This is a genomic window from Burkholderia sp. HI2761 (genome assembly GCF_002223355.1).
GTDB lineage: Bacteria > Pseudomonadota > Gammaproteobacteria > Burkholderiales > Burkholderiaceae > Burkholderia.
Window position 1 is genome coordinate 2,068,375 of record NZ_NKFN01000007.1, and the last position, 19,993, is coordinate 2,088,367.

Below are 19,993 nucleotides of genomic sequence, written 5' to 3' on the forward strand. Positions count from 1 at the left end.
TGGCAAGGCGGTCATGACCGGAACGTGCGACCGGCCGCGTGCAGCGCGGCGAGGCGCGGCGACACGCGATAGCGGTCCTCGCCGTAGCTCGCCGCCAGGTTCGACAGCACGCGATGCACGCGGCCGATGCCGATCGCATCGGCCCACGCGAGCGGGCCGCACGGGTAGTTCACGCCCTTCTCCATCGCGAGATCGAGATCGGCCGGCGAGCACACGCCCTGGTTGACCGTATCGGCCGCTTCGTTCGCGAGCATCGCGACGGTGCGCATCACGACCATCCCCGGCACGTCCGCGACGCCGACGACGCGAAAACCCGCCTGCTGGAACAGGCCGACCGCGTCCGCATAGGCGGCATCGCTGCACTGGAGCGCACGCGTCAATGCGACGAGCCCGGCCTGCGCGTAATCGCGCGCGAGGTCGACGAGCACGAGATCCGCCACGCCCGTTTGCGCGGCGCGCGCGGTGGCCGTGCGGCCGTCGGTCAGCGCGATCGACGCGCGGCCGGCCGTGGCGAGCAGGTCGTCCGGCTGTGCGCCGGTGTGCCGGACGCCTTCGATACGTTCGGCGAAGCGTGCGTGCAGCGCGGCGACCGGGCCGTCCTGCGCAAACAACACGACGTCGGCCGGCGCGGCGCGCGGCGCTTCGAGCTCCGGGGCCGGCGGTGTCGCGCCGTCCGCGTACGAATAGAAGCCCCGCCCGGACTTGCGCCCGAGGAAGCCCGCATTCACGAGTTCCTGCTGGATCAGCGACGGTGTGTAGCGCGGATCGTTGAAGTACGCGCGGAACACCGACTCGGTCACCGCGAAGTTCACGTCGTGGCCGATCAGGTCCATCAGCTCGAACGGCCCCATCCGGAAGCCGCCGGCTTCGCGCATCACCGCGTCGATCGAAGCCGGCGCGCCGCCCTGCTCGTTCAGCACGCGCAGCGCCTCCGCGTAATACGGCCGGGCGACGCGGTTCACGATGAAGCCCGGCGTCGATTTCGCCATCACCGGTTGCTTGCCCCACGCGGCGGCGGTCGCATACAGAACCCGCGCAACGTCGGGCGCGGTCGCGAGCCCGCTGACCACCTCGACGAGCGCCATCAGCGGCGCCGGGTTGAAGAAATGCAGGCCGGCGACGCGCTGCGGCACACGCAGCCCGGCCGCGATCGACGTGATCGAGATCGACGACGTGTTGGTCGCCAGCACGCATGCGTCGTCGACATGGCGTTCGAGGGTCGCGAAGATCTCGCGCTTCACGTCGAGCCGTTCGGCCGCCGCCTCGACGATCAGCGCGGCACCCGCGAAATCGGCCAGCGCGCGCACCGCGCGGATCCGGCTGCCGGCCGCATCGGCCTGCGCCGGTTCGAGCCGGCCCTTCTCCGCCAGCCGCGTGAACTGCGCGCGGATGCCGGCCAGCGCCTTGTCGCAGGCCGCTTCGTTCAGGTCGTACAGCAGCACCGCATGGCCGGCCGCCGCCGCGACCTGCGCAATGCCCGCGCCCATCGCGCCGGCGCCGATCACGCCGACGACGGCCGACGGCGCCAGCGCGCCCGAGTTCACCGAATGTGCAGAGGAAACAGCCATCGCTTGCGATCCGTCATGAAGTGGAAGTGCGAACGATTATAAACCGACCGGTCGGTAGATTTATGTCAGGGCGAGCCCGAATGTGTCGTGCAAAAGACCGTTACGAAACCTGCAACGACAAAAAAATCGAAAGATGGGGGCACTTTTTGCAAACCGAAAGGTCAACGTAAGGGTTCGAATATGAGATAGTGACCCCCGAACGCCTGATAAAATTCGACAAATTGCCGGATTCCAGGGGGAATGCGTGTCGCGCCGTCACCGCCGTCCATCGCCCGGTTTCGGGGTCGAATCGAGCTTCCGGCCCGCGCGCCACCACGGGTGCTCGTCTCGCCGTCCGCGGGTAACCGCGTCAACCGTTTCATCCCGCGACGGGCTTCGGCCCGCCCGCGCCCCTCGCCGCCTCGCGGCAGCGAACCCTGGGCAGCACCGTTGCGTGCCGCCCCTCTTCGGTTTCATCGTTCTCGTTCGGCGGATAGTACGGCCGGGCTTCGTCAATCCGTGACGGCGCGTCGCGCGCCGTCACCCGCATAAGGAAACCCTTCATGCCGCTCTCGTCCAACCAGCTCCCGCGCTGGACCCTCTGGGCCCCGCTTGCCGCATGGCTGGTACTCGCGCTGTCGCGCGTCGTGCCGGCCGAAGGCCTCGTCATCGCGGTATTCGCCGCCGCGCTCGCCGGCGCCGTGTTCGCCGCCGTCCACCATGCGGAAGTCGTCGCGCACCGCGTCGGCGAACCGTTCGGCACGCTCGTGCTCGCGGTCGCCGTCACCGTCATCGAAGTCGCGCTGATCGTGTCGGTGATGCTCGGCGCGGGCCCCGAGAAATCGGGCCTCGCCCGCGACACCGTGTTCGCCGCCGTGATGATCATCTGTAACGGCATCGTCGGCATCTGTCTGCTGGTCGGCGCATGGAAGCACGGCGAACAAGACTTCCAGGGGCGCGGCGCGAGCAAGGCGCTCGCGGTGCTCGCGTCGCTGTCGGTGTTGTCGCTCGTGATGCCGAACTACCTGAGCGCCGCGCCCGGCCCGTTCTTCTCGAAATCGCAGCTCGCGTTCGCCGGCGTCGCGTCGCTGGTGCTGTACGGCGCATTCGTGTTCGTGCAGACCGTGCGCCACCGCGACTACTTCCTCGCCGAGCACGACAGCGCGGACGAAGCGGTGCACGCGGCGGCGCCGAGCAATCGCACCGCGGTCACCAGCATGGTGCTGCTGTTCGCGAGCCTCGTCGCGGTCGTGCTGCTCGCGAAGCTGCTGTCGCCGGCCGTCGAGCATGCAGTGCTGAAGCTCGGCGCGCCCGAAGCCGCGGTCGGTATCGTGATCGCCGCGCTCGTGCTGTTGCCGGAAGGGCTCGCGGCCGTCACCGCCGCGCGTGCGAACCGCCTGCAGACCAGCATGAACCTCGCGCTCGGTTCCGCGCTCGCGAGCATCGGGCTCACGATCCCGACCGTCGCGGCCGTGTTCATCTGGGTTGGCCAGCCGCTCACGCTCGGAATCGGCGCGATGGAAACGGTCCTGCTGGCGCTCACGCTGCTGGTCAGCACGCTCACGCTGAGCCAGGGACGCACGACGGTGCTGCACGGCGTCGTGCACCTGTCGCTGTTCGCCGCGTACCTGTTCCTGTCGATCACCCACTGACGCCCATACGCGCGCGGCACGGCGAATCGCCGCCGTGCCGCGCGCTTCCTTTCACGCCCCTTCACACGCCTTCACTTCACGCGAGCGCTACCGCACCGGAATCACCAGATGCTGGCCGGCCAGGATCAGGTTCGGATTGGCGAGGTTGTTGCGGCGCTGGATCTCGCGATAGCGCTGGCCGCTGCCGAGCTTGCTGGCCGCGATCATGTTCAGCGTGTCGCCCGCCTTCACCACGTACGTGTGCTCGCCCGACGCGGCCGCGGTCGTCACCGCCTGGTCGCTGACGAAGTACTTGCGCAACAGGTCGAGATACTGCGGCGACTGCTTGAGCTTCGCGATCGCGGCGTTCAGGTAGATCAGCAGATCCTGATCGGCGGCACGCACGCCGATCTTGTACGCGATGTTCGAGCCGTCGAGCTTGGTCACCGCGAACTTCAGGTCGGTGTCCTTGATCGAGCGGACCGCGAACGGATAGTCGTAGATGAACGCGTCGACCGTATGGCCGTCGATGCTCTTCGCGATGAACCCCGGATCGGAATCGTCGACCTCGACGAACCGGACGTTCGGATACTGGCGCGTGACGAACGCGCGCACGTCGGGATCGCCCTTCAGGATGCCGACCGTCTTGCCCGCGAGATCGTCGGCGGAGCGGATCGCGGACCCTTGCCGCACGATCAGCGAATAGCCGAAATCGTCGACATACGGCACCGAATAGACGATACCCGCCGGCGTGTTGTCCGGGAACGTCAGCCCGTCCATCGCCACATCGACGACGTGGTTTCCCTTTGCATCCGTATCGAGCAGTTGCTTCGGCACGCCCGGGTACGTGTCGACCTCGTGACGCGTATCGACGGCGACCGGCTTGCCGCCGTGCGAGAACGACGGATCCGCGAACAGCAGCCGGGCGAATTCGACGTTGAAGCCGTGCGGCGCGCCCTTGTCCTCGCCGAAGAACGGTTCGCTCGGGTTCTGCACCGAGATCCGTACGATGCCGTTTTCGGCAATCGACTTCAGCGTGCTGGCCTGCGGCGTGAAACCGGCCGGCAGCACGTTGGCCGACGGCGACGGCTGCGCGGGCAGGCCCGCGTCGCCGGCCTGCGCGGACGTCGCGGCCGGGGCCGGGGCCGCGTCATGCGCGGGAATCAGCGTCGACAGGCCGCCCTCATGCACCAGCCATACGCCGACGAGCACCACCAGAAACACGACTGCACCGAGAAGTTTTTTCATGGTTGCGTGCCTGCGGGAAGTTATTGTTGTTTCGACTGCAACACGGCGGGATTCGCCGCATCGGGCCCGGGCACATGGCTGCCGTTCATCACCGCCTGCTGCTGCGCCTGCTTGACCTCGGGGTTATCCATCAGCGACGTCTCCATTTCGGAGAACGCCTTGTTGACCGAGCGCATCACCGAATCGACGGCCACGTCTGTCTTGATCTGCTCGAACGTGTCGGCCGCCTGCCGCCCCGCGAGCTTGTTCATCTGCTGCGCTGCCTGCGACATGTCCCACATCGCCTTCGCGCGATCGATCGCCGACGCGAAATTCTTCAGTTCGGCCTGCACCTGCTTGTAGCGGCCCTCGCGAAACGCGAGGAGCTGCTTCATCGTATCGAGCTGCGACCTGAAGCGCGGCGCATCGTCCGGATACTGCTTCTCGAACAGTTCCGTCTTGCCCTCGAAGTTCTTCACCTCGGTGCGGAACGCGGTGATGCTGTCCGCGAATTTCTGTGCCGCCTGGCGCTTTTCCGCGAGCTGGTTGATCAGCGTCTCGATCGGATTCGCCTGCGCCTCCTCGACGATCATCTTCACCTTCTGATTCGCGAACTTCATTGCGACGACCGGCGCCAAATAGATCGCGCCGAGGCCGATGACGCCTGCCGTGATCAACGCGATCATTCCCTTCAGAATAAACAGTGCGGCCGGCGCCGCGATGGCGACGCCCGCGATGATGATCGCCCACTTGATCAGCTTGACCTTGCCATTCCCCGAACTGCCGTTTGCTTCATTCGAAAGCTGCGACATGAGTTTTTCTCCTTGTACCTCGAACCGAACTGCGTGCGTGTGCTGCTTCAAGCTCAATCGAAATGCTTCGGACTCCAGTGCCGCCGGACGATCGGGAAAGCCGGCGGCGCAATACACGGACGAGCGCCGGCGGGCGTCACGAAACGCCGGTGTAGGCACCGTTCAGGATGCGGAAATCGGGGGCGGGAGGCTGCGGCGCGATGCGGCGGCGCCAAGCAACGCCGGCCATCGTCGCGACCATCGCGCGGACGGGAAAGTGTACCGACGCACGGTACGAAACGGGATGACGGATACGTGACGCGACGGGCGTCGGGAGAATCGTTGCGCCGGCAGGCCGATCGATGCGGGGCCGGGGTTCCGTTAAGAGTGCGTAAAGGCTCATCGTTGTTCTTTTGCGTATCGCGGGTGCAGGAACCGCACAGCCGGCGCGGCCCGCTCCAAATGCACCGACGTATCGTGCGCCGGCCGGCATGCAGCGTCAAGCGGTTGTCGCAGTGCAGCGAACCGCCGCACCGCGCCGTTGAAACGCAGGCATCGCGCCAGCTTTCATGACGGTAAGGATTCGCACGACACCCGGCTGCCGCGTTCGATCAGGATTGCTTGTCATTGCATGCGGCAAGCTTCCGGATTGAAAGCTTGTTACACGACGTGGGCGCATTACGCCGCCGCGTCATCCGGCTCCTGCACGAGAAACCGCTCGACCATCGCGTTGAACACCGGCAGCGCCGGATTGTCGTTGTCCGCGCGCCATGCGAGATACAACTCGGCCGCCACGTTGACGCCCGCCAGCGGCCGGAACACCACGCCGTCCACATGAAGCTCGCGCGCCGACGCCGGCACCAGCGCCGCGCCAAGCCCCGCACGCACGAGGCCGAGGATCGTATGCGTCTGGCCGACGTAATGCAGGTAGTTCGGCAGCCGCCCGGCGCCCGCAAACATCCCCGAAATCATGTCGTGGAAATACTTTCCCTCGTTCGGCGAATACGCGATGAACGGCTGCCGGTCGAGCTCGTCGGGGCCGATCTGCTCGTAGGCCGCGAGCGGCGCGCCTTCCGCGACCGCGACGAGCATCGGTTCACGCTGCACGAGCCGGTATTCGAGCGGCTGGCGCGCGGCGCGCTGGCGCACGAAACCCGCGTCGAGCATCCGCGACGCGAGCGCGTCGATCTGCACGGTCGACACCATCTCGCGCAGTTCGACGTCGACGTCCGGCAACGCATGCGCCGCGTGCGCGAGCAGCACCGGAATCATCCGGTACGCACTGACGGCCGTGAAACCGAGCGTGATGCGCCCGGCTCCGCCATGCGCGACCCGTTGCGCGGCCTGCTCGGCCCGCGCGGAAAACTCGAGGATGTGCCGCGCGTCGCGCAGGAAGCGTTCGCCGGCCGCGGTCAGGCTGACCTGCCGGCTGCTGCGCTCGAGCAGCGCGATGCCGAGCGCGTGCTCGAGCAACTGGATTTGCCGGCTGAGGGGCGGCTGGGTCATGAAGAGCCGTCTGGCCGCACGGCCGAAATGCAGCTCTTCGGCAACCGCGACGAAACAGCGAAGCTGATGGAGTTCAATCATTCAAAACTTGAATCAATCGATAGTCTTTTGATGTTAGACCGATATCGATGCGATTTCTATACTCGGTTCCACCTGATGCGCGGCCCGCGCCGCGCACGACGACCGAGACCTTCATGACCATCGACATCCTGCTGACCCAGCCGCTCCCCGACACCATCGACGCCGAACTGTCCACCCGTTACACCGTGCATCGACTGTATGCGGCCGAGCAACCGGACGCATTGCTCGATCGCGTGGCGCCCCGCATTCGCGGCGTCGTGACCGGCGGCGCGAACGGCCTGTCCGCCGCGCTGATGGACCGGCTCGGCGCGCTCGAGATCGTCGCGATCAACGGCATCGGCACCGACGCGGTCGATCTGGACCGCGCCCGGGCACGCGGCATCCACGTGACGACGACCCCCGACGTGCTGACCGACGACGTCGCCGACATGGCGCTGGGGCTGATCCTGATGACCCTGCGCGACCTCGGCGCGGGCGAGCGGATCGTGCGCGCCGGCCGCTGGGGCAAAACGGCCCAGCCGCTCGCGACGCAGGTCACGGGCAAGCGGCTCGGCATCGTCGGGCTCGGCCGCGTCGGACGCGCGATCGCGCAGCGCGCGCAGGCATTCCGGATGCCCGTCAGTTACTTCGGCCCGCGCGAGCATCTCGACAGCGGCTATCGCTTCGTGCCCGACCTCGCCGCGCTCGCGCGCGACAGCGACGTGCTCGTGATCGCGGCCTCGGCCGATCACGGCAACGTGCTCGTGACGGCCGACGTGCTCGCCGCGCTCGGCCCCAAAGGATTCCTGATCAATGTCGCTCGCGGCAAGCTGGTCGACGAAGCCGCGCTCGTGCGTGCGCTGGCCGACGGCACGATCGCCGGCGCCGGTCTCGACGTGTTCGCGAACGAACCGCACGTGCCGACCGCGCTGCTCGAACTCGACCGCGTCGTCGTGCAGCCGCACCGCGCGAGCGCCACGCATGAAACGCGCGAGGCAATGGGCCGCCTCGTGCTCGCCAACCTCGCCGCGTGCTTCGCGGGCCAGCGTCCGCCGACCAGCGTCACGCGCTGAGCGCGGCACCGCCCTCTCGTTACAACACCGGATGCCTCCGCACGACGGAGGCCAGGAGACACGCATGTCCAATCGATCCAGCGGCGCTGCCGTCGCCGCATCGCCCGCCGCCTCGCGCACGATCGGCCGCGTCCGTTATGCGGTCCTCGCGCTGATTTTCGCGGTCACCGTCGTCAACTATGCGGATCGCGCGACGATGTCGATCGCCGGCACCGGCGTCGCGCACGACCTCGGGCTCACGCCCGTGCAACTCGGCGTCGTCTTTTCGGCATTCGCGTGGGCCTATGCGATCGGCCAGATTCCGGGCGGCTGGCTGCTCGACCGCTTCGGCGCGCGACGCGTGTACGGCCTGAGCCTGTTGCTGTGGTCGGTATTCACGATGCTGCAGGGCACGGTCGGCGGGTTCGCCGTGCAAGGCGCGGCCGCGACGCTCGCGCTGTTCGTGATGCGCTTCATGCTCGGCCTGGTCGAATCGCCGGCGTTTCCGGCCAATTCGCGGATCGTCGCATGCTGGTTCCCGACCGCCGAACGCGGCACCGCATCGGCGCTGTTCAATTCCGCGCAATACATGGCCGTCGTGCTGTTCACGCCGGCGATGGCGTGGCTCACGCATGCGCTCGGCTGGGAGCACGTATTTCTGTGGATGGGGCTGCTCGGCATCGCGCTCGCCGCGCTGTGGTTCGCGTGGTATCGCGAGCCGCACGGCCACCCGCGCATGACCGACGCGGAGCGCGACTACCTGCGCGCCCACGGCGCGCTCGTCGATCTCGAGGCGAACCGCGTGCGCGAGCGCCCGCGCGCGTCGTGGCACGACGTGTCGCAACTGTTCCGCCACCGGAACCTGTGGGCAATCTACATCGGGCAATACTGCATCACGGCGCTCACGTACTTCTTCATCACGTGGTTCCCGATCTACCTGATCAAGGGGCGCGGGATGACGATCATGGAAGCCGGCTGGGTCGCCGCGCTGCCGGCGATCTGCGGCTTCACGGGCGGCGTGCTCGGCGGCGTGCTGTCGGACTGGCTGATCCGGCGCGGCATGCATCCGTCGAGGGCGCGCAAGACGCCGTTCGTCGCGGGGATGGCGATGGCGACGCTGCTCGTGCTCGCGAACGGCGCATCATCGAACGCGGTCGTGATCGCGCTGATGGCGATCGCGTTCTTCGGCAAGGGGCTCGCGGCAGTCGGCTGGGCCGTGCTCGCCGACACGGCGCCGGAAGGCATGGTCGGGCTGAGCGGCGGCGTCTTCAACGGCCTCGGCAACATTGCCGGGATCGTCACGCCGCTCGTGATCGGCTACTTCGTCGCCAGCACGGGTTCGTTCGCCGGCGCGTTATGGTTCGTCGCCGCGCACGGGCTGATTGGCATTGCCGCGTACGCGTGGCTCGCGGGCCGCTTCGAGCGGATCCGCATCGCGCCGGCCGCATGAACGTCGCGGCGGCACGCACGCGTCGTCACGCGCGCCGGCGGCCGCCCGGCATGTGCTCCGTCGTCAGCCGGTCGAGCTCGCGCAGATCGTTCTCCAGCGCAGGCGTGAGCGTCGTGCGCAGGTGATCGAGGAAGGTGCGGATCTTCGCATCGAGATAGCGGCGCGTGGCATACACGGCATAGACGCTCACCGTCTGCAGCCGGTACTCGGGCAGCACGCGGATCAGGCGCCCTTCGCGGATATCGTCGAGCACGGTATACAGCGCCACGCACGCGATCCCGCGCCCGGCACGCACCGCGACGCACAGCGCGTCCGGCACGTTGACCTGGAACGGCGCCGGCTGCAGCGCGTAGACGGTCTCCTCGCCGTCGCTGCGCTCGAGCCGCCATTCGCCGGCCGGCGACGCGGGCGTGTCGAGGCGCAGGCACACGTGGTTCGGCAGTTCGTCGGGCGTCTGCGGCGTGCCGTGCCGCGCCAGGTATTCGCGCGACGCGACGAGCACGCTGCAGCTCGTGCCGCAGGTCTGCGCGACATAGCCGGAATCGGGCAACTGCGACGCCGTCACGATCGACACGTCGTAGCCCTCTTCGACCAGATTCGGCATCCGCTGCGCCAGCGTCAGCTCGACCGACACGTCGGGATTGTCCGCCTGGTAGCGCACGATCGACGACACGACATGGCTCTGCCCGAGCCCCGTCATCGCATGAATGCGCATCTTGCCGCTCGGCCGCAGCAGCGCGTTGCGCGCCTCCGCGTTCGCGTAGTCGAGTTCCGCGAGGATCGATTTCGCGCGCTCGAAATAACGCTCACCGCTTTCGGTCAGGCCGAGGTGGCGAGTCGTGCGATGCAGCAGGCGTGTCTGTACGTGGGCTTCGAGGTTCGAGACCGCGCGCGACACCTGCGCGGTGGTCGCGTCGATTTCCTTCGCGACCGCAGTAAAACTGCCGGCTTCGACAACGCGCACGAACAGGCGCATGTTTTCGAGCATGTCCATTGAATTGGCTTGGGGAGAGTCAGTGGGGAGGCGTCGGCGGCGCTCGCGTCAGAGGAGCAACGGAGCGCGGCCGCGAACCACGTCGAATCGATCACCGTGCCGGGGAGAAGGCGGGAGAGCGGGCATCGCGGACGGGGTTCTGGCATGACGGGGGGAATTGACTGCGCCGAATTGTACGCCGCTGCAGACAAATTTGCGCGGTTCCGCGTGGGCAAGTTCCCATCCGACGAAAGGATTTTGCAAGACTTGCACGTCGCACGTCTGCAACGGCTTGATGCAGCGCGACAATATGTATCACAACACGATATAATTGCGGGCTTGTCGCCGCGCCTCCCCGCATCGTCATTTTTACCGCTTACCGTCCATGTCGTCAGGCTCCTCCCCGTCGCGCCGCACGTTGCGGCAATGGCTGCACAGCTTCATTCCCCATCCGATGACACTCGGCTGGCGCGAGCGCCTGCGCTCGTGCACCGGTGCGCTCGTGGGCATTGCGACGGTCGGCGTCACGATGCGGCTGCTGCCCGGCGTGCCGGGCCTCGTGCCGCTGCTCGTCGCGCCGATGGGGGCATCGGCGGTGCTGCTGTTCGCGGTGCCGGCCAGCCCGCTCGCGCAGCCGTGGTCGATCATCGGCGGCAATCTCGTCGCGGCGACGGTCGGCGTCGCATGCGCGCAATGGATCGGCGATCCGATCACGGCCGCCGCGGTCGCGATCGCCTGCGCGATCGGCGGCATGTTCGTGCTGCGCTGCGTGCACCCGCCGTCGGGCGCCGTCGCGCTCACGGCCGTGGTCGGCGGCCCGGCGATCCATTCGCTCGGCTTCGGCTTCGTCCTGCAGCCGATCGCGCTGCAATCGGCGATCCTGCTGTCGGCCGCGCTCGTCTACCACGCGCTGACCGGGCACCGCTACCCGCACGGCGGCGTGCGCCCCGAAGCGAAACAGCAGGCCGGCGCCGCACCGGCGCGCGGTGGCTTCACGCGCGGCGACCTCGACGCGGTGCTGAAGCGCCGCAGCGAATGGCTCGACGTCGATCCGGACGATCTCGAAGCGCTGCTGCGCGAAACCGAAATGCAGGCTTATACGCGCACGTTCGGCCAGTTGAAGTGCGCGGACCTGATGACGAAGAATGCGATCGAGGTCGCGCCGTCGACGTCGGTCGCGGCCGCGCTGACGCTGCTCGACCGTCACCGCGTGAAGGCGCTGCCCGTGGTCGACGGCGAAGGCCGTCTGACCGGCATCGTCACGCGCGCCGACCTCACGCGTCAGTTGCGCCGTCCGACGCCGCTGTGGCAGCGTCTGTCCGCCCGGTTGCCGCAATCGTTCGGCGGCCAGCCCGCGAGCGTCGCGTCCGTGATGACGCGCGACGTCGCGTCGGTGCCGGAAACGATGCCGATCACGGCGCTCGTGCCGCTGTTCACGCATTCGGGCCACCACCATATTCCAGTCGTCGATGCATCGCGCCGGCTCGTCGGCATCATTACGCAGACGGATCTCGTCACGGGCCTTTATCAGCAGACCCAGATGCTCGAGGCCGCGTAGCGCGCATCGCGCGACGCAACCGCCTGCGGAACGCGGAATGCATTCGTTCCGCCCGATTTCGGCCATTTATATCATGTTGTGATATATTTACCGCCACCGTAACCGACTGCCCGACCGACCTCGATGAACGATACCCGACGCGCGCTCGCGAAAAGCGATTTCCAGCAACTGTCCGAGTTCCGCTACCAGATGCGCTGCTTCGAGCGCTTCTCCGAACGCGCCGCGCAAAGCGAAGGCGTGACGCCGCTGCAATACCTGCTGCTGCTGCACATCAAGGGCTACCCGCATCGCGAATGGGCGACCATCGGCGAACTCGCGGAACGCCTGCAGGCGCAGCACCACGGTGTCGTGGCGCTGGTGACGCGCTGCGAAGCGCTCGGGCTCGTGAAGCGCAAGCCGAGCGAAGCCGATCGTCGCCAGGTCGAAGTCCACCTCGAACAGGCGGGCGAAACGCTGCTCGCCCGTCTCGCGGCCATGCATCGCGCCGAGCTGAAGTCGCTCAAGGACGCGTTCCAGGTTCCCCAGATCGATTACTGACCCTTGCCCTTGCCACTCCGATGAACGCACCACACAAACGCGATTTTTCGACCAACGAACGCCTGCCCAGGATCGCGTTGCTTGCCGCCGGGATCGGCCTGCTCAGCACGCTTGCCGCGTTCGTGCTGTTGAGCCTGATCCACCTGTTCACGAACCTGTTCTTCTTCCAGCAGTTCTCGTTCGCCGACCATTCGCCCGCGAACAACACGCTCGGCGCATGGGTGATCGCCGCTCCGGTGATCGGCGGGCTGATCGTCGGCTTGATGGCGCGTTTCGGTTCGGAGAAGATCCGCGGCCACGGCATTCCCGAAGCGATCGAGGCGATCCTGTTCGGCAAGAGCCGCATGTCGCCGAAGGTCGCGATCCTCAAGCCGCTGTCGTCCGGCGTCGTGATCGGCAGCGGCGGCCCGTTCGGCGCCGAAGGCCCGATCATCATGACCGGCGGCGCGCTCGGCTCGCTGATCGCGCAATGCGTGCACGTGACCGCCGCCGAGCGCAAGACGCTGCTCGTCGCCGGTGCTGCGGCCGGCATGACGGCCGTGTTCGGCACACCGGTGGCCGCCGTGCTGCTCGCGGTCGAACTGCTGCTGTTCGAATGGCGTCCGCGCAGTTTCCTGCCGGTCGCGCTGGCGTGCGCGGTGGCGGGCTTCGCACGCGCGGTGTTCTTCGGCGTCGATCCGCTGTTTCCGGTGACGACCGCCGCGCCGACGCCCGTCGCGCTGCTGTCATGCATCGTCGCGGGCCTGCTGTCGGGCATGCTCGCGTGCGGCCTGTCGGCGGCGCTCTACCGCGTCGAAGACGCCTTCGCGAAGCTGCCCGTGCACTGGATGTGGTGGCCCGCGCTCGGCGCGATCGTGATCGGCATCGGCGGCTGGCTCGAGCCGCGCGCGCTCGGCGTCGGCTACGACGTGATCGGCGACCTGCTGCACCAGCATATCGCGCTGAAGATCGCGCTCGCGCTACTGATCGTGAAAGCCGTGATGTGGGTGATCGCGCTCGGTTCGGGCACCTCGGGCGGTGTGCTCGCCCCGCTGCTGATGCTCGGCGCCGGCCTCGGCACCGTGCTGTCGCCGGTACTGCCGGGCGGCGATCCGGCGCTGTGGCCGCTCGTGTGCATGGCCGCGACGCTCGGCGCGACGCTCGGCGCCCCGCTCACCGCGATCGTGTTCGCCTTCGGCCTCACGCACGACGCCAATGCGCTGTTGCCGCTGCTCGCCGCGACGCTCGTCGCGCACGGCTTCGCGACCATCGTGATGAAGCGCTCGATCATGACGGAAAAGATCGCACGCCGCGGCTACCACATCTATCGCGAATACGGCGTCGATCCGCTCGAGCGGCACGACATCGGCGAAGTGATGACGTCGGCCGATCGGCTCGTCGCGATCGACGGCTCGGCGACGCTCGATACCGTCGAGGCGCAATACTTCGGCGCGAAGCAGACGCACCGCGCGTATCCGGTCGTGCAGAACGGCCGCCTGCTCGGCCTCGTCGATCGCGCGACGCTCGATGCGCAGCGTGCAGAGGCCGGCGCCGACGCGCCGATCTCGGCCGCGTTCGCCAACCGCGCACCGGCCGTCGCGCTGGCGCACGAAACGTGCCGCGTCGTCGCGTCGCGCCTCGCGATGCTCGGCCTCGAACGCCTGCCGGTGGTCGCCGACGAGCAATCGTTGCGCATCACGGGCATCGTGTCGCGCAGCGACCTGATCAAGCCGGCGCTCCAGCACTTCGACGACGAACACAAGCGCGAGCGCTTCCGTCCGGTCGTCCCGGCCAACCTGCGCGACGTCGGCTCGCGCAAGATCGGCTGACACGGCCCGCGTGCGCGGCGTCCGGCCGCGCACCGCTTCCCCGCCTCGCCTTGCTGCCCGATGCCGCGCGCCCGTCGCACGCAGCATCGCGGCCCCGCACCTTCTCCGTTTAAAGTTGGTTAACAATTCGGCAGACGAAAGTTTGTCATCATGGTGCTCATGCGACGGGGCCATCCATCAGCCATTCCACTTCGTCATCAGATAAAGAGTCGCGGCGCGGCATGCACGCACATGCCGCACGCCGCGGCCGTCATCTCACCACACCACGACCGGGCAGCGCACCGACCACGCCAGGCATGACGTCGAGCCGTACGCGACGCATGCCGCACCGCAGCAACCTGCGCAGCATCCGAGCCGCCGTTTGGCAAGTGCGTTAACAACTTGTTTCGGAATGACCGGAACCGCGCCTGCCCGATGCGAATCTCACTTGCACGCAGCGCTGCTGCGCATCCCACTCAATCAATCACGACTCGAGGGAGATAACGTGAACGTGAAATACTTACCGCTCATCGCATTGACCGTGGCAATTTCTGCTCATGCCGCCGAACCTGCCGTGCAGAACGTGGGACAAAGCCAGAAAGCGGCTCCCGATGTCTCGGCGTGCATCGCCAAGACCTGGGCCGACAAGTCGCAACAACAGGTGATCTCGCAGAACGTGCTGGCCAACGGGCTCGCGACCGACGTGTACGCACCGGGCCAGCAGCCGCCGAACGGCGCCGCCGCGATGGTTCGTCCGTCGTGGAAGCCGGGTGCGAAGACGTGGGTCGGCGTGCGCGGCGACGCAGCGTCCGCCGGCGACATCAACGCCTGCCTGTAACGATGTAACGAGAACAGGCGCTCCGGATGGCCTTGCGCCATCCGCTTGCGACGAGCCCCGCTTCGGCGGGGCTTTTTCTTTGCCGCGCGGGAAGCGTCTTACAGGTAGCTGCAGACGTAATCGAGCGTCTCGAGCACTTCGATGTCGAAGCGGCTCTTGCCCGGCACGGAGAACGATTCGCCGGCGCCGTAGGTCTGCCATTCGCTGCTGCCGTCGAGCTTCACGCGGCACTTGCCGGCCTGCACTTCCATCAATTCGGGCGCGTCCGTGCCGAAGTTGAGCGCGCACGGCAGGATCACGCCGAGCGTCTTGCGCGTGCCGTCCGGGAAGAGCACGGTATGCGACACGCACTTGCCGTCGAAATAGACGTTCGCGCGCTTGACGACCGATACGTTGTCGAATTGGGTTGCACTGGTCATGTGATGCCTCTGATTGCTGGATGCCGGATGGCGATGGGGTTGAAGGCCGGCCGTAGCGGCAAGCCGACGCGGCGGGCCGGCCGCTATGATACCGGCTCGCGCAATATGGGCCGCAATGATCCGCGGCCAGCGCATGCCCGCCCCCACGATCGTCAGGATCACTATGTGATCTGCGCGGGGCGCCGGCTCACCGCAATCCCTTGCGTCGCGCGGAGTCGCGCAGGCAATCGAGCAGCATCGCCGCGGCCGGCGTCAGCGGGCTGTCGCGCCGCGTGACGACCTGCACCGATACGCCCGGCAAGCGCTCGCGGATCGGCAGCACCGCGAGCTGGTCGCGCGCCCATTCGCCTTGCAGCAATTGCTCGGGTATCGATGCAATCAGGTCGCAACCGGTCATCAGGCTGTGCGCCAGACCGAAGCTCGGGCATTCGACGACGCGCGCCGGCACCGGCAGCCCGTACGCGACGAACGAGTTGAACAACACCTGTGTCGAGCTTTCCGGAGACGGATTCATCAGCCAGTCGGCCTCGACGAGATCGGCGAGCGACGTGGCCGACGCGAGCGGATGCCCTTTGCGCGCCACGATGAGCGAACGGCTCGCGTAGAGCTCCGCATGATCGAACTCGGCCGCCAGCAGTTCGGGCACGACGACGGCCACCGCGAAATCGAGCGAACCGTCGTGCAGGCGCGGCAGCGCGACGCCCGGAAACCCTTCGACCAGATTGACGCGCGCCACCGGAAAGCGGCGCCGAAACGCACGAAACGCGTCGGGCAGGATCGTCACCGCCGCCGCCGGCGTGATCGCCGCCGCGACGGAACCCGTCATCGCGCCCTGTGCCTGCTCGATGTCGTCGCGGGCGCGCTGCATTTCGGCGACGATCAGCCGCGCGCGCACCTGCAGTTTCTGGCCGAACGCGGTGAGCTGCACGCCGCGTGCGGTGCGCACGACGAGCGATACGCCGAGCGCGATCTCCAGTTCCTTGACCGCCTTCGTGAGCGCAGCCGGCGACACGTTCAGGCGCCGCGCGGCCGCGCGAATGCTCCCTTCCTCCGCGGCGGTGACGAACGCTTTCAGCTGATGGTATTTCATGGCGGCAATGCGTGATCCGTGGAAACCCTGGGCGCCGCGCCGTGCAGTGGCTCAGGGTATTCCCGAGCGACAACCGACGGTGTGCACCAAAGCAATTTAGCAGCTTCTGGTACGCAAAAGAAATTTATATGCTTGGCCGTCATATGCGCGTCAAACGCCCCACCGGCCCCACAGGAGACACCATGCTGCAAGCCGTGAACCCCGTCATCCCCGGCATCGCCGCGATCGCCCCCGAGCTCGTCGAAGTACGCCGCCGCATCCACGCCCATCCCGAACTCGCATTCGAAGAGACGCTCACGAGCGATTTCGTCGCCGAGCTGCTCACCGGCTGGGGCTACGACGTGCATCGCGGTATCGGCAAGACGGGCGTGGTCGGCGTGCTGCGCGAAGGGCAAGGCACGCGCACGGTCGGGCTGCGCGCCGACATGGACGCGCTGCCGCTGTCGGAAACCACGGGCCTGCCCTACGCAAGCCGTCACGCGAACAAGATGCATGCATGCGGCCACGACGGCCACACCGCGATGCTGCTGTGCGCGGCGCGCCACCTCGCGGCGACGCGTCAGTTCTCCGGCACGCTGAACCTGATCTTCCAGCCCGCCGAGGAAAACTTCGGCGGCGCGAAGGCGATGATGGACGACGGCCTGTTCGACCGTTTCCCGTGCGATGCGATCTTCGCGATCCACAACATGCCGGGCCGCGCGGCCGGCGACATGGCGTTCCGCACCGGCGCCGCGATGGCGTCGGCCGACCGCGTGACGATCACGCTGCGCGGCGTCGGCGGCCACGGCGCGATGCCGCATTTCGCGCGCGATCCGATGTCGGCCGCCGGCAGCATCATGGTCGCGCTGCAGACGATCGTCGCACGCGAGGTCGACGCGCAGCATGCGGCCGTGATCACCGTCGGCAGCGTGCAGGCCGGCGAAACGTTCAACATCATTCCCGAAACCGTCGTGATGAAGCTGTCGGTGCGCGCGCTGAACGCCGACGTGCGCGCACTGCTCGCGCGCCGCATCGAAGCGCTCGTGAAGGGCCAGGCGGAAAGCTTCGGCGTCACCGCGGAAGTCGACTACGACTATGGCTACCCGGTGCTCGTCAATCACGCGGAACCGACCGCGTTCGCAGCCGACATTGCACGCCAGATGCTCGGCGCCGAGCGCGTCGAAACCGAAGCCGCGCCGCTGATGGGCAGCGAGGATTTCGCGTTCATGCTCGAAGCGCGCCCCGGCTGCTACGCGTTCATCGGCAACGGAATCGGCAGCAAGGGCGGCTGCATGGTGCACAACCCCGGCTACGACTTCAATGACGACATCCTCGCGATCGGCGCGAGCTACTGGGTTCGCGTCGCCGAAGCCTGGCTCGCGGCCTGACGGCCCTTCATCACGCAGTTCCGCGCTCAAAGCAAGGGAACCCCATGGAAACGTCCGCCCTTTCGTTCGCCGGCACGCCGGTCGATGCCCGCGCCGCCGCCAAGAAACGCCGGCTGATCGCGGCCGCCGCCGTCGGCAACGCGCTCGAGTTCTACGACTTCACGGTCTACAGCTTCTTCGCGATCCTGATCGGCAAGCTGTTCTTTCCCGTGCATTCGTCGTTCGGGCAACTGATGCTCGCGGTCGCGAGCTTCGGCGTCGGCTTCGTCACGCGTCCGCTCGGCGGGCTCGTGATCGGCATGTACGCGGACCGTGCCGGCCGCAAGAAGGCGATGATCCTCACGCTGCTGCTGATGGCGCTCGGCACCGCGATGATCGCGGTCGCGCCGACCTTCGCGCAGATCGGCATCGCCGCGCCGCTGCTGCTCGTGCTCGCACGGTTGCTGCAGGGGTTCGCGTCGGGCGGCGAAGTCGGCGCATCGACGACGCTGCTGCTCGAACAGGCGCCGCAGCATCGGCGCGGTTTCTATGCATCGTTCCAGTTTTCGAGCCAGGGGCTCGCCGCGCTCGCGGGCGCACTCACCGGCGTCGCGCTGACGTCGACGCTGAGCGCCGCGCAACTCGAAAGCTGGGGCTGGCGCGTGCCGTTCATCATCGGCACGCTGTTCGTGCCGATCGGCTACTGGCTGCGCCGCACCGTCGAGGAAGTGCCTGCCGCCGTGCCGGCCGCCGCGCACGGCGAGCCGGTCGCATCGCTGCCGCTCGCCGACGTGCTGCGCCATCACGGCAAGGCCGTGTTCGCGGGCCTCGGCGTGACGATCGGCGGCACGTCGATCCACTACATCATCGTGTTCTACATGGCGATCTACGGCGTGCAGGTGCTGCACTTGCCGACCTGGTTGTCGATGACGGCGGGCTGTGTCGCCGGTGCGATCCTGATGCTCGTGACACCGATCGGCGGCCATCTGTCCGACGTGTACGGGCGCAACCGGATCGTCTGGTGGACGCGCATCGTGCTGATGGTCGCGATCTATCCGGCGTTCATCGCGCTGAACCGCTGGCCGGGCGCCGTGTCGCTGCTGTCGATCATCGCTGCACTGTCGATCGTGCATGCGATCAACATTGGCGCGACGGGGGCAATGCTCGGTGAGTTGTTTCCGCGTGCGGTGCGTGCGACGGGCGGTGCGCTCGTGTACAGCGTCGGCGTCGCGATCTTCGGCGGCTTCGCGCAGTTCTTCGTCACGTGGCTGATCGCGGCGACCGGGAATCCGAATGCGCCGGCGTGGTATGCGATCGGCTGCGGCGCGATGACGCTGCTCGCGATTCGGTGCATGGACGAGAAGGCCGGGAAGGCGTTGGATTGAGAGCGCTGGGGACGCGCGGTGCGTGAAGCGTCATTGACGTCGCGCGCGCGCATCGGGCATCATTGGCCGATGCACAACGCCACGATCACCCTTTCGACGACCACGCGCACGACCGCCTTCGGCGGGCCCGTGCGACGAGTGCGCGCAAGATCGTAGCGTCACCGATTCCCACAGGCCCCGCCGGTTCCGGACGGGGTCTCGTCGTTTCTCCGTCTGCATCGGCCACTCAGGAGAAACGCAATGTCCGAAGCCCCTTCCCCGAAACGAGCACTGCTCGTGATCGACATGCAGGTCGGGCTGTTCCACGGCCCCGATCGTCCGCATGACGGCGAACGCGTGCTGGCCAACATCAACCGGTTGATCGATCGCGCGCATGAAGCCGGTGCCCCCGTGTTCGCCGTGCGTCACACCGGTCTGGCCGGCTCGCCGATTGCGCCCGACGCGCCGCTGGCCGCGTTGCTGCCGGAGCTCGCGATCGATACCACGCGCGACATCGTGTTCGACAAGACCCGGCCGAGTTGCTTCGCGGGTACGCGGCTCGCGGAATGGCTGCACGCGGCAGGGATCGGCGAGATCGTGATCGCGGGGATGAAGACGCAGTACTGCGTCGATACAACGTGCCGTGCAGCCGGCGATCTCGGGTTTCGCGCGGTACTCATCGCCGATGCCCACACCTGCATGGATACACCCGCGCTGCCAGCCGAGCGGATCGTCGCACACCATAATGCGACGCTTGTCGGCCCGTTTGCGATGCTGACGACGACCGAGGCGTGCAAGTTCTGACGCGCGACGCCGG

Annotated in this window: 18 protein-coding genes; 10 read left to right on the forward strand and 8 right to left on the reverse strand. The window is 67.4% G+C overall.

The features are described 5' to 3' along the window. Positions 1-11: 11 nt before the first annotated feature. Positions 12-1,568 (reverse strand): 3-hydroxyacyl-CoA dehydrogenase, encoded by a 1,557-nt coding sequence (locus tag CFB46_RS26995; RefSeq protein ID WP_089501859.1) that lies wholly within the window; start codon positions 1,566-1,568, stop codon positions 12-14. A 358-nt stretch (positions 1,569-1,926) separates the two neighbouring features. Beyond that, positions 1,927-2,112, reverse strand: a complete 186-nt coding sequence (locus CFB46_RS36085) for a hypothetical protein (RefSeq protein ID WP_179235082.1) — start codon at positions 2,110-2,112, stop codon at positions 1,927-1,929. On the opposite strand from CFB46_RS36085, the gene CFB46_RS27000 reads away from it, so the two are divergent. After that, positions 2,111-3,199 carry a calcium:proton antiporter gene (locus CFB46_RS27000; protein WP_089501860.1) on the forward strand — a complete coding sequence of 363 codons (1,089 nt, stop codon included), beginning with the start codon at positions 2,111-2,113 and terminating at the stop codon, positions 3,197-3,199. The two genes, CFB46_RS36085 and CFB46_RS27000, sit on opposite strands and share 2 nt — an antisense overlap. An 87-nt stretch (positions 3,200-3,286) precedes the next feature. On the opposite strand, the gene CFB46_RS27005 is transcribed toward CFB46_RS27000, so the two are convergent. The 3 genes from CFB46_RS27005 to CFB46_RS27015 all read right to left on the reverse strand — a co-directional run bounded on the left by CFB46_RS27005 (position 3,287) and on the right by CFB46_RS27015 (position 6,783). Continuing rightward, the gene (locus tag CFB46_RS27005) at positions 3,287-4,426 is read right to left on the reverse strand and encodes a transporter substrate-binding and LysM peptidoglycan-binding domain-containing protein (protein ID WP_089501861.1); all 1,140 of its coding nucleotides are present in this window, start codon (positions 4,424-4,426) and stop codon (positions 3,287-3,289) included. Positions 4,427-4,446: 20 nt separating this feature from the next. Further along, entirely contained in the window at positions 4,447-5,217 is a 771-nt protein-coding gene (locus CFB46_RS27010) for a hypothetical protein (protein WP_027780815.1), read from the reverse strand. Positions 5,218-5,874: 657 nt separating this feature from the next. After that, positions 5,875-6,783: a LysR substrate-binding domain-containing protein gene (locus tag CFB46_RS27015; protein ID WP_027780816.1), complete on the reverse strand. Its 909-nt coding sequence runs from the start codon at positions 6,781-6,783 to the stop codon at positions 5,875-5,877. Between the two features lie 113 nt (positions 6,784-6,896). On the opposite strand from CFB46_RS27015, the gene CFB46_RS27020 reads away from it, so the two are divergent. Together CFB46_RS27020 and CFB46_RS27025 are read left to right on the forward strand one after the other, a co-directional pair. Beyond that, positions 6,897-7,835 (forward strand): 2-hydroxyacid dehydrogenase, encoded by a 939-nt coding sequence (locus CFB46_RS27020; protein ID WP_089501862.1) that lies wholly within the window; start codon positions 6,897-6,899, stop codon positions 7,833-7,835. Between the two features lie 64 nt (positions 7,836-7,899). Then, complete coding sequence (locus CFB46_RS27025; RefSeq protein ID WP_027780818.1) at positions 7,900-9,264, forward strand: MFS transporter; 1,365 nt, start codon at positions 7,900-7,902, stop codon at positions 9,262-9,264. Positions 9,265-9,289: 25 nt separating this feature from the next. Here CFB46_RS27025 and CFB46_RS27030 read toward each other — a convergent pair whose 3' ends face one another. Continuing rightward, positions 9,290-10,258 carry a LysR family transcriptional regulator gene (locus tag CFB46_RS27030; protein ID WP_089501863.1) on the reverse strand — a complete coding sequence of 323 codons (969 nt, stop codon included), beginning with the start codon at positions 10,256-10,258 and terminating at the stop codon, positions 9,290-9,292. A 364-nt stretch (positions 10,259-10,622) separates the two neighbouring features. On the opposite strand from CFB46_RS27030, the gene CFB46_RS27035 reads away from it, so the two are divergent. From CFB46_RS27035 to CFB46_RS27050, 4 genes are all read left to right on the forward strand, one after another. Next, positions 10,623-11,795 (forward strand): HPP family protein, encoded by a 1,173-nt coding sequence (locus tag CFB46_RS27035; protein ID WP_089501864.1) that lies wholly within the window; start codon positions 10,623-10,625, stop codon positions 11,793-11,795. A 123-nt stretch (positions 11,796-11,918) separates the two neighbouring features. Further along, positions 11,919-12,332 (forward strand): MarR family winged helix-turn-helix transcriptional regulator, encoded by a 414-nt coding sequence (locus CFB46_RS27040; protein ID WP_027780821.1) that lies wholly within the window; start codon positions 11,919-11,921, stop codon positions 12,330-12,332. Positions 12,333-12,352: 20 nt separating this feature from the next. Continuing rightward, a complete protein-coding gene (locus CFB46_RS27045) occupies positions 12,353-14,140 on the forward strand; it encodes a chloride channel protein (RefSeq protein ID WP_089501865.1) in 1,788 nt (595 codons plus the stop codon). Positions 14,141-14,624: 484 nt separating this feature from the next. Then, positions 14,625-14,957 (forward strand): hypothetical protein, encoded by a 333-nt coding sequence (locus CFB46_RS27050; RefSeq protein WP_175888591.1) that lies wholly within the window; start codon positions 14,625-14,627, stop codon positions 14,955-14,957. Positions 14,958-15,055: 98 nt separating this feature from the next. Here the strand turns inward: CFB46_RS27050 and ppnP are convergent, their stop codons facing one another. Both ppnP and CFB46_RS27060 read right to left on the reverse strand, forming a co-directional pair. Further along, positions 15,056-15,376: a pyrimidine/purine nucleoside phosphorylase gene (ppnP, locus tag CFB46_RS27055; RefSeq protein WP_006478890.1), complete on the reverse strand. Its 321-nt coding sequence runs from the start codon at positions 15,374-15,376 to the stop codon at positions 15,056-15,058. Positions 15,377-15,563: 187 nt separating this feature from the next. Beyond that, the gene (locus CFB46_RS27060) at positions 15,564-16,466 is read right to left on the reverse strand and encodes a LysR substrate-binding domain-containing protein (RefSeq protein ID WP_089501866.1); all 903 of its coding nucleotides are present in this window, start codon (positions 16,464-16,466) and stop codon (positions 15,564-15,566) included. A 182-nt stretch (positions 16,467-16,648) separates the two neighbouring features. On the opposite strand from CFB46_RS27060, the gene CFB46_RS27065 reads away from it, so the two are divergent. The 3 genes from CFB46_RS27065 (at position 16,649) to CFB46_RS27075 (ending at position 19,980) form a co-directional block, all read left to right on the forward strand. Then, complete coding sequence (locus tag CFB46_RS27065) at positions 16,649-17,833, forward strand: M20 aminoacylase family protein (protein ID WP_089501867.1); 1,185 nt, start codon at positions 16,649-16,651, stop codon at positions 17,831-17,833. A 44-nt stretch (positions 17,834-17,877) separates the two neighbouring features. Further along, positions 17,878-19,197 (forward strand): MFS transporter, encoded by a 1,320-nt coding sequence (locus tag CFB46_RS27070; RefSeq protein ID WP_089501868.1) that lies wholly within the window; start codon positions 17,878-17,880, stop codon positions 19,195-19,197. A 240-nt stretch (positions 19,198-19,437) separates the two neighbouring features. Next, positions 19,438-19,980 (forward strand): cysteine hydrolase family protein, encoded by a 543-nt coding sequence (locus CFB46_RS27075; protein ID WP_089501869.1) that lies wholly within the window; start codon positions 19,438-19,440, stop codon positions 19,978-19,980. Positions 19,981-19,993: the final 13 nt, after the last annotated feature.

Coding starts and splice junctions, on each gene's coding strand:
- CFB46_RS36085 (WP_179235082.1), bottom strand. CDS start 2,112: ATGAAGGGTTTCCTTATGCGGGTGACGGCGCGCGACGCGCCGTCACGG.
- CFB46_RS26995 (WP_089501859.1), bottom strand. CDS start 1,568: ATGGCTGTTTCCTCTGCACATTCGGTGAACTCGGGCGCGCTGGCGCCG.
- CFB46_RS27075 (WP_089501869.1), top strand. CDS start 19,438: ATGTCCGAAGCCCCTTCCCCGAAACGAGCACTGCTCGTGATCGACATG.
- CFB46_RS27070 (WP_089501868.1), top strand. CDS start 17,878: ATGGAAACGTCCGCCCTTTCGTTCGCCGGCACGCCGGTCGATGCCCGC.
- CFB46_RS27005 (WP_089501861.1), bottom strand. CDS start 4,426: ATGAAAAAACTTCTCGGTGCAGTCGTGTTTCTGGTGGTGCTCGTCGGC.
- CFB46_RS27020 (WP_089501862.1), top strand. CDS start 6,897: ATGACCATCGACATCCTGCTGACCCAGCCGCTCCCCGACACCATCGAC.
- CFB46_RS27045 (WP_089501865.1), top strand. CDS start 12,353: ATGAACGCACCACACAAACGCGATTTTTCGACCAACGAACGCCTGCCC.
- CFB46_RS27060 (WP_089501866.1), bottom strand. CDS start 16,466: ATGAAATACCATCAGCTGAAAGCGTTCGTCACCGCCGCGGAGGAAGGG.
- CFB46_RS27035 (WP_089501864.1), top strand. CDS start 10,623: ATGTCGTCAGGCTCCTCCCCGTCGCGCCGCACGTTGCGGCAATGGCTG.
- CFB46_RS27030 (WP_089501863.1), bottom strand. CDS start 10,258: ATGGACATGCTCGAAAACATGCGCCTGTTCGTGCGCGTTGTCGAAGCC.
- CFB46_RS27040 (WP_027780821.1), top strand. CDS start 11,919: ATGAACGATACCCGACGCGCGCTCGCGAAAAGCGATTTCCAGCAACTG.
- CFB46_RS27065 (WP_089501867.1), top strand. CDS start 16,649: ATGCTGCAAGCCGTGAACCCCGTCATCCCCGGCATCGCCGCGATCGCC.
- CFB46_RS27000 (WP_089501860.1), top strand. CDS start 2,111: ATGCCGCTCTCGTCCAACCAGCTCCCGCGCTGGACCCTCTGGGCCCCG.
- CFB46_RS27010 (WP_027780815.1), bottom strand. CDS start 5,217: ATGTCGCAGCTTTCGAATGAAGCAAACGGCAGTTCGGGGAATGGCAAG.
- ppnP (WP_006478890.1), bottom strand. CDS start 15,376: ATGACCAGTGCAACCCAATTCGACAACGTATCGGTCGTCAAGCGCGCG.
- CFB46_RS27015 (WP_027780816.1), bottom strand. CDS start 6,783: ATGATTGAACTCCATCAGCTTCGCTGTTTCGTCGCGGTTGCCGAAGAG.
- CFB46_RS27025 (WP_027780818.1), top strand. CDS start 7,900: ATGTCCAATCGATCCAGCGGCGCTGCCGTCGCCGCATCGCCCGCCGCC.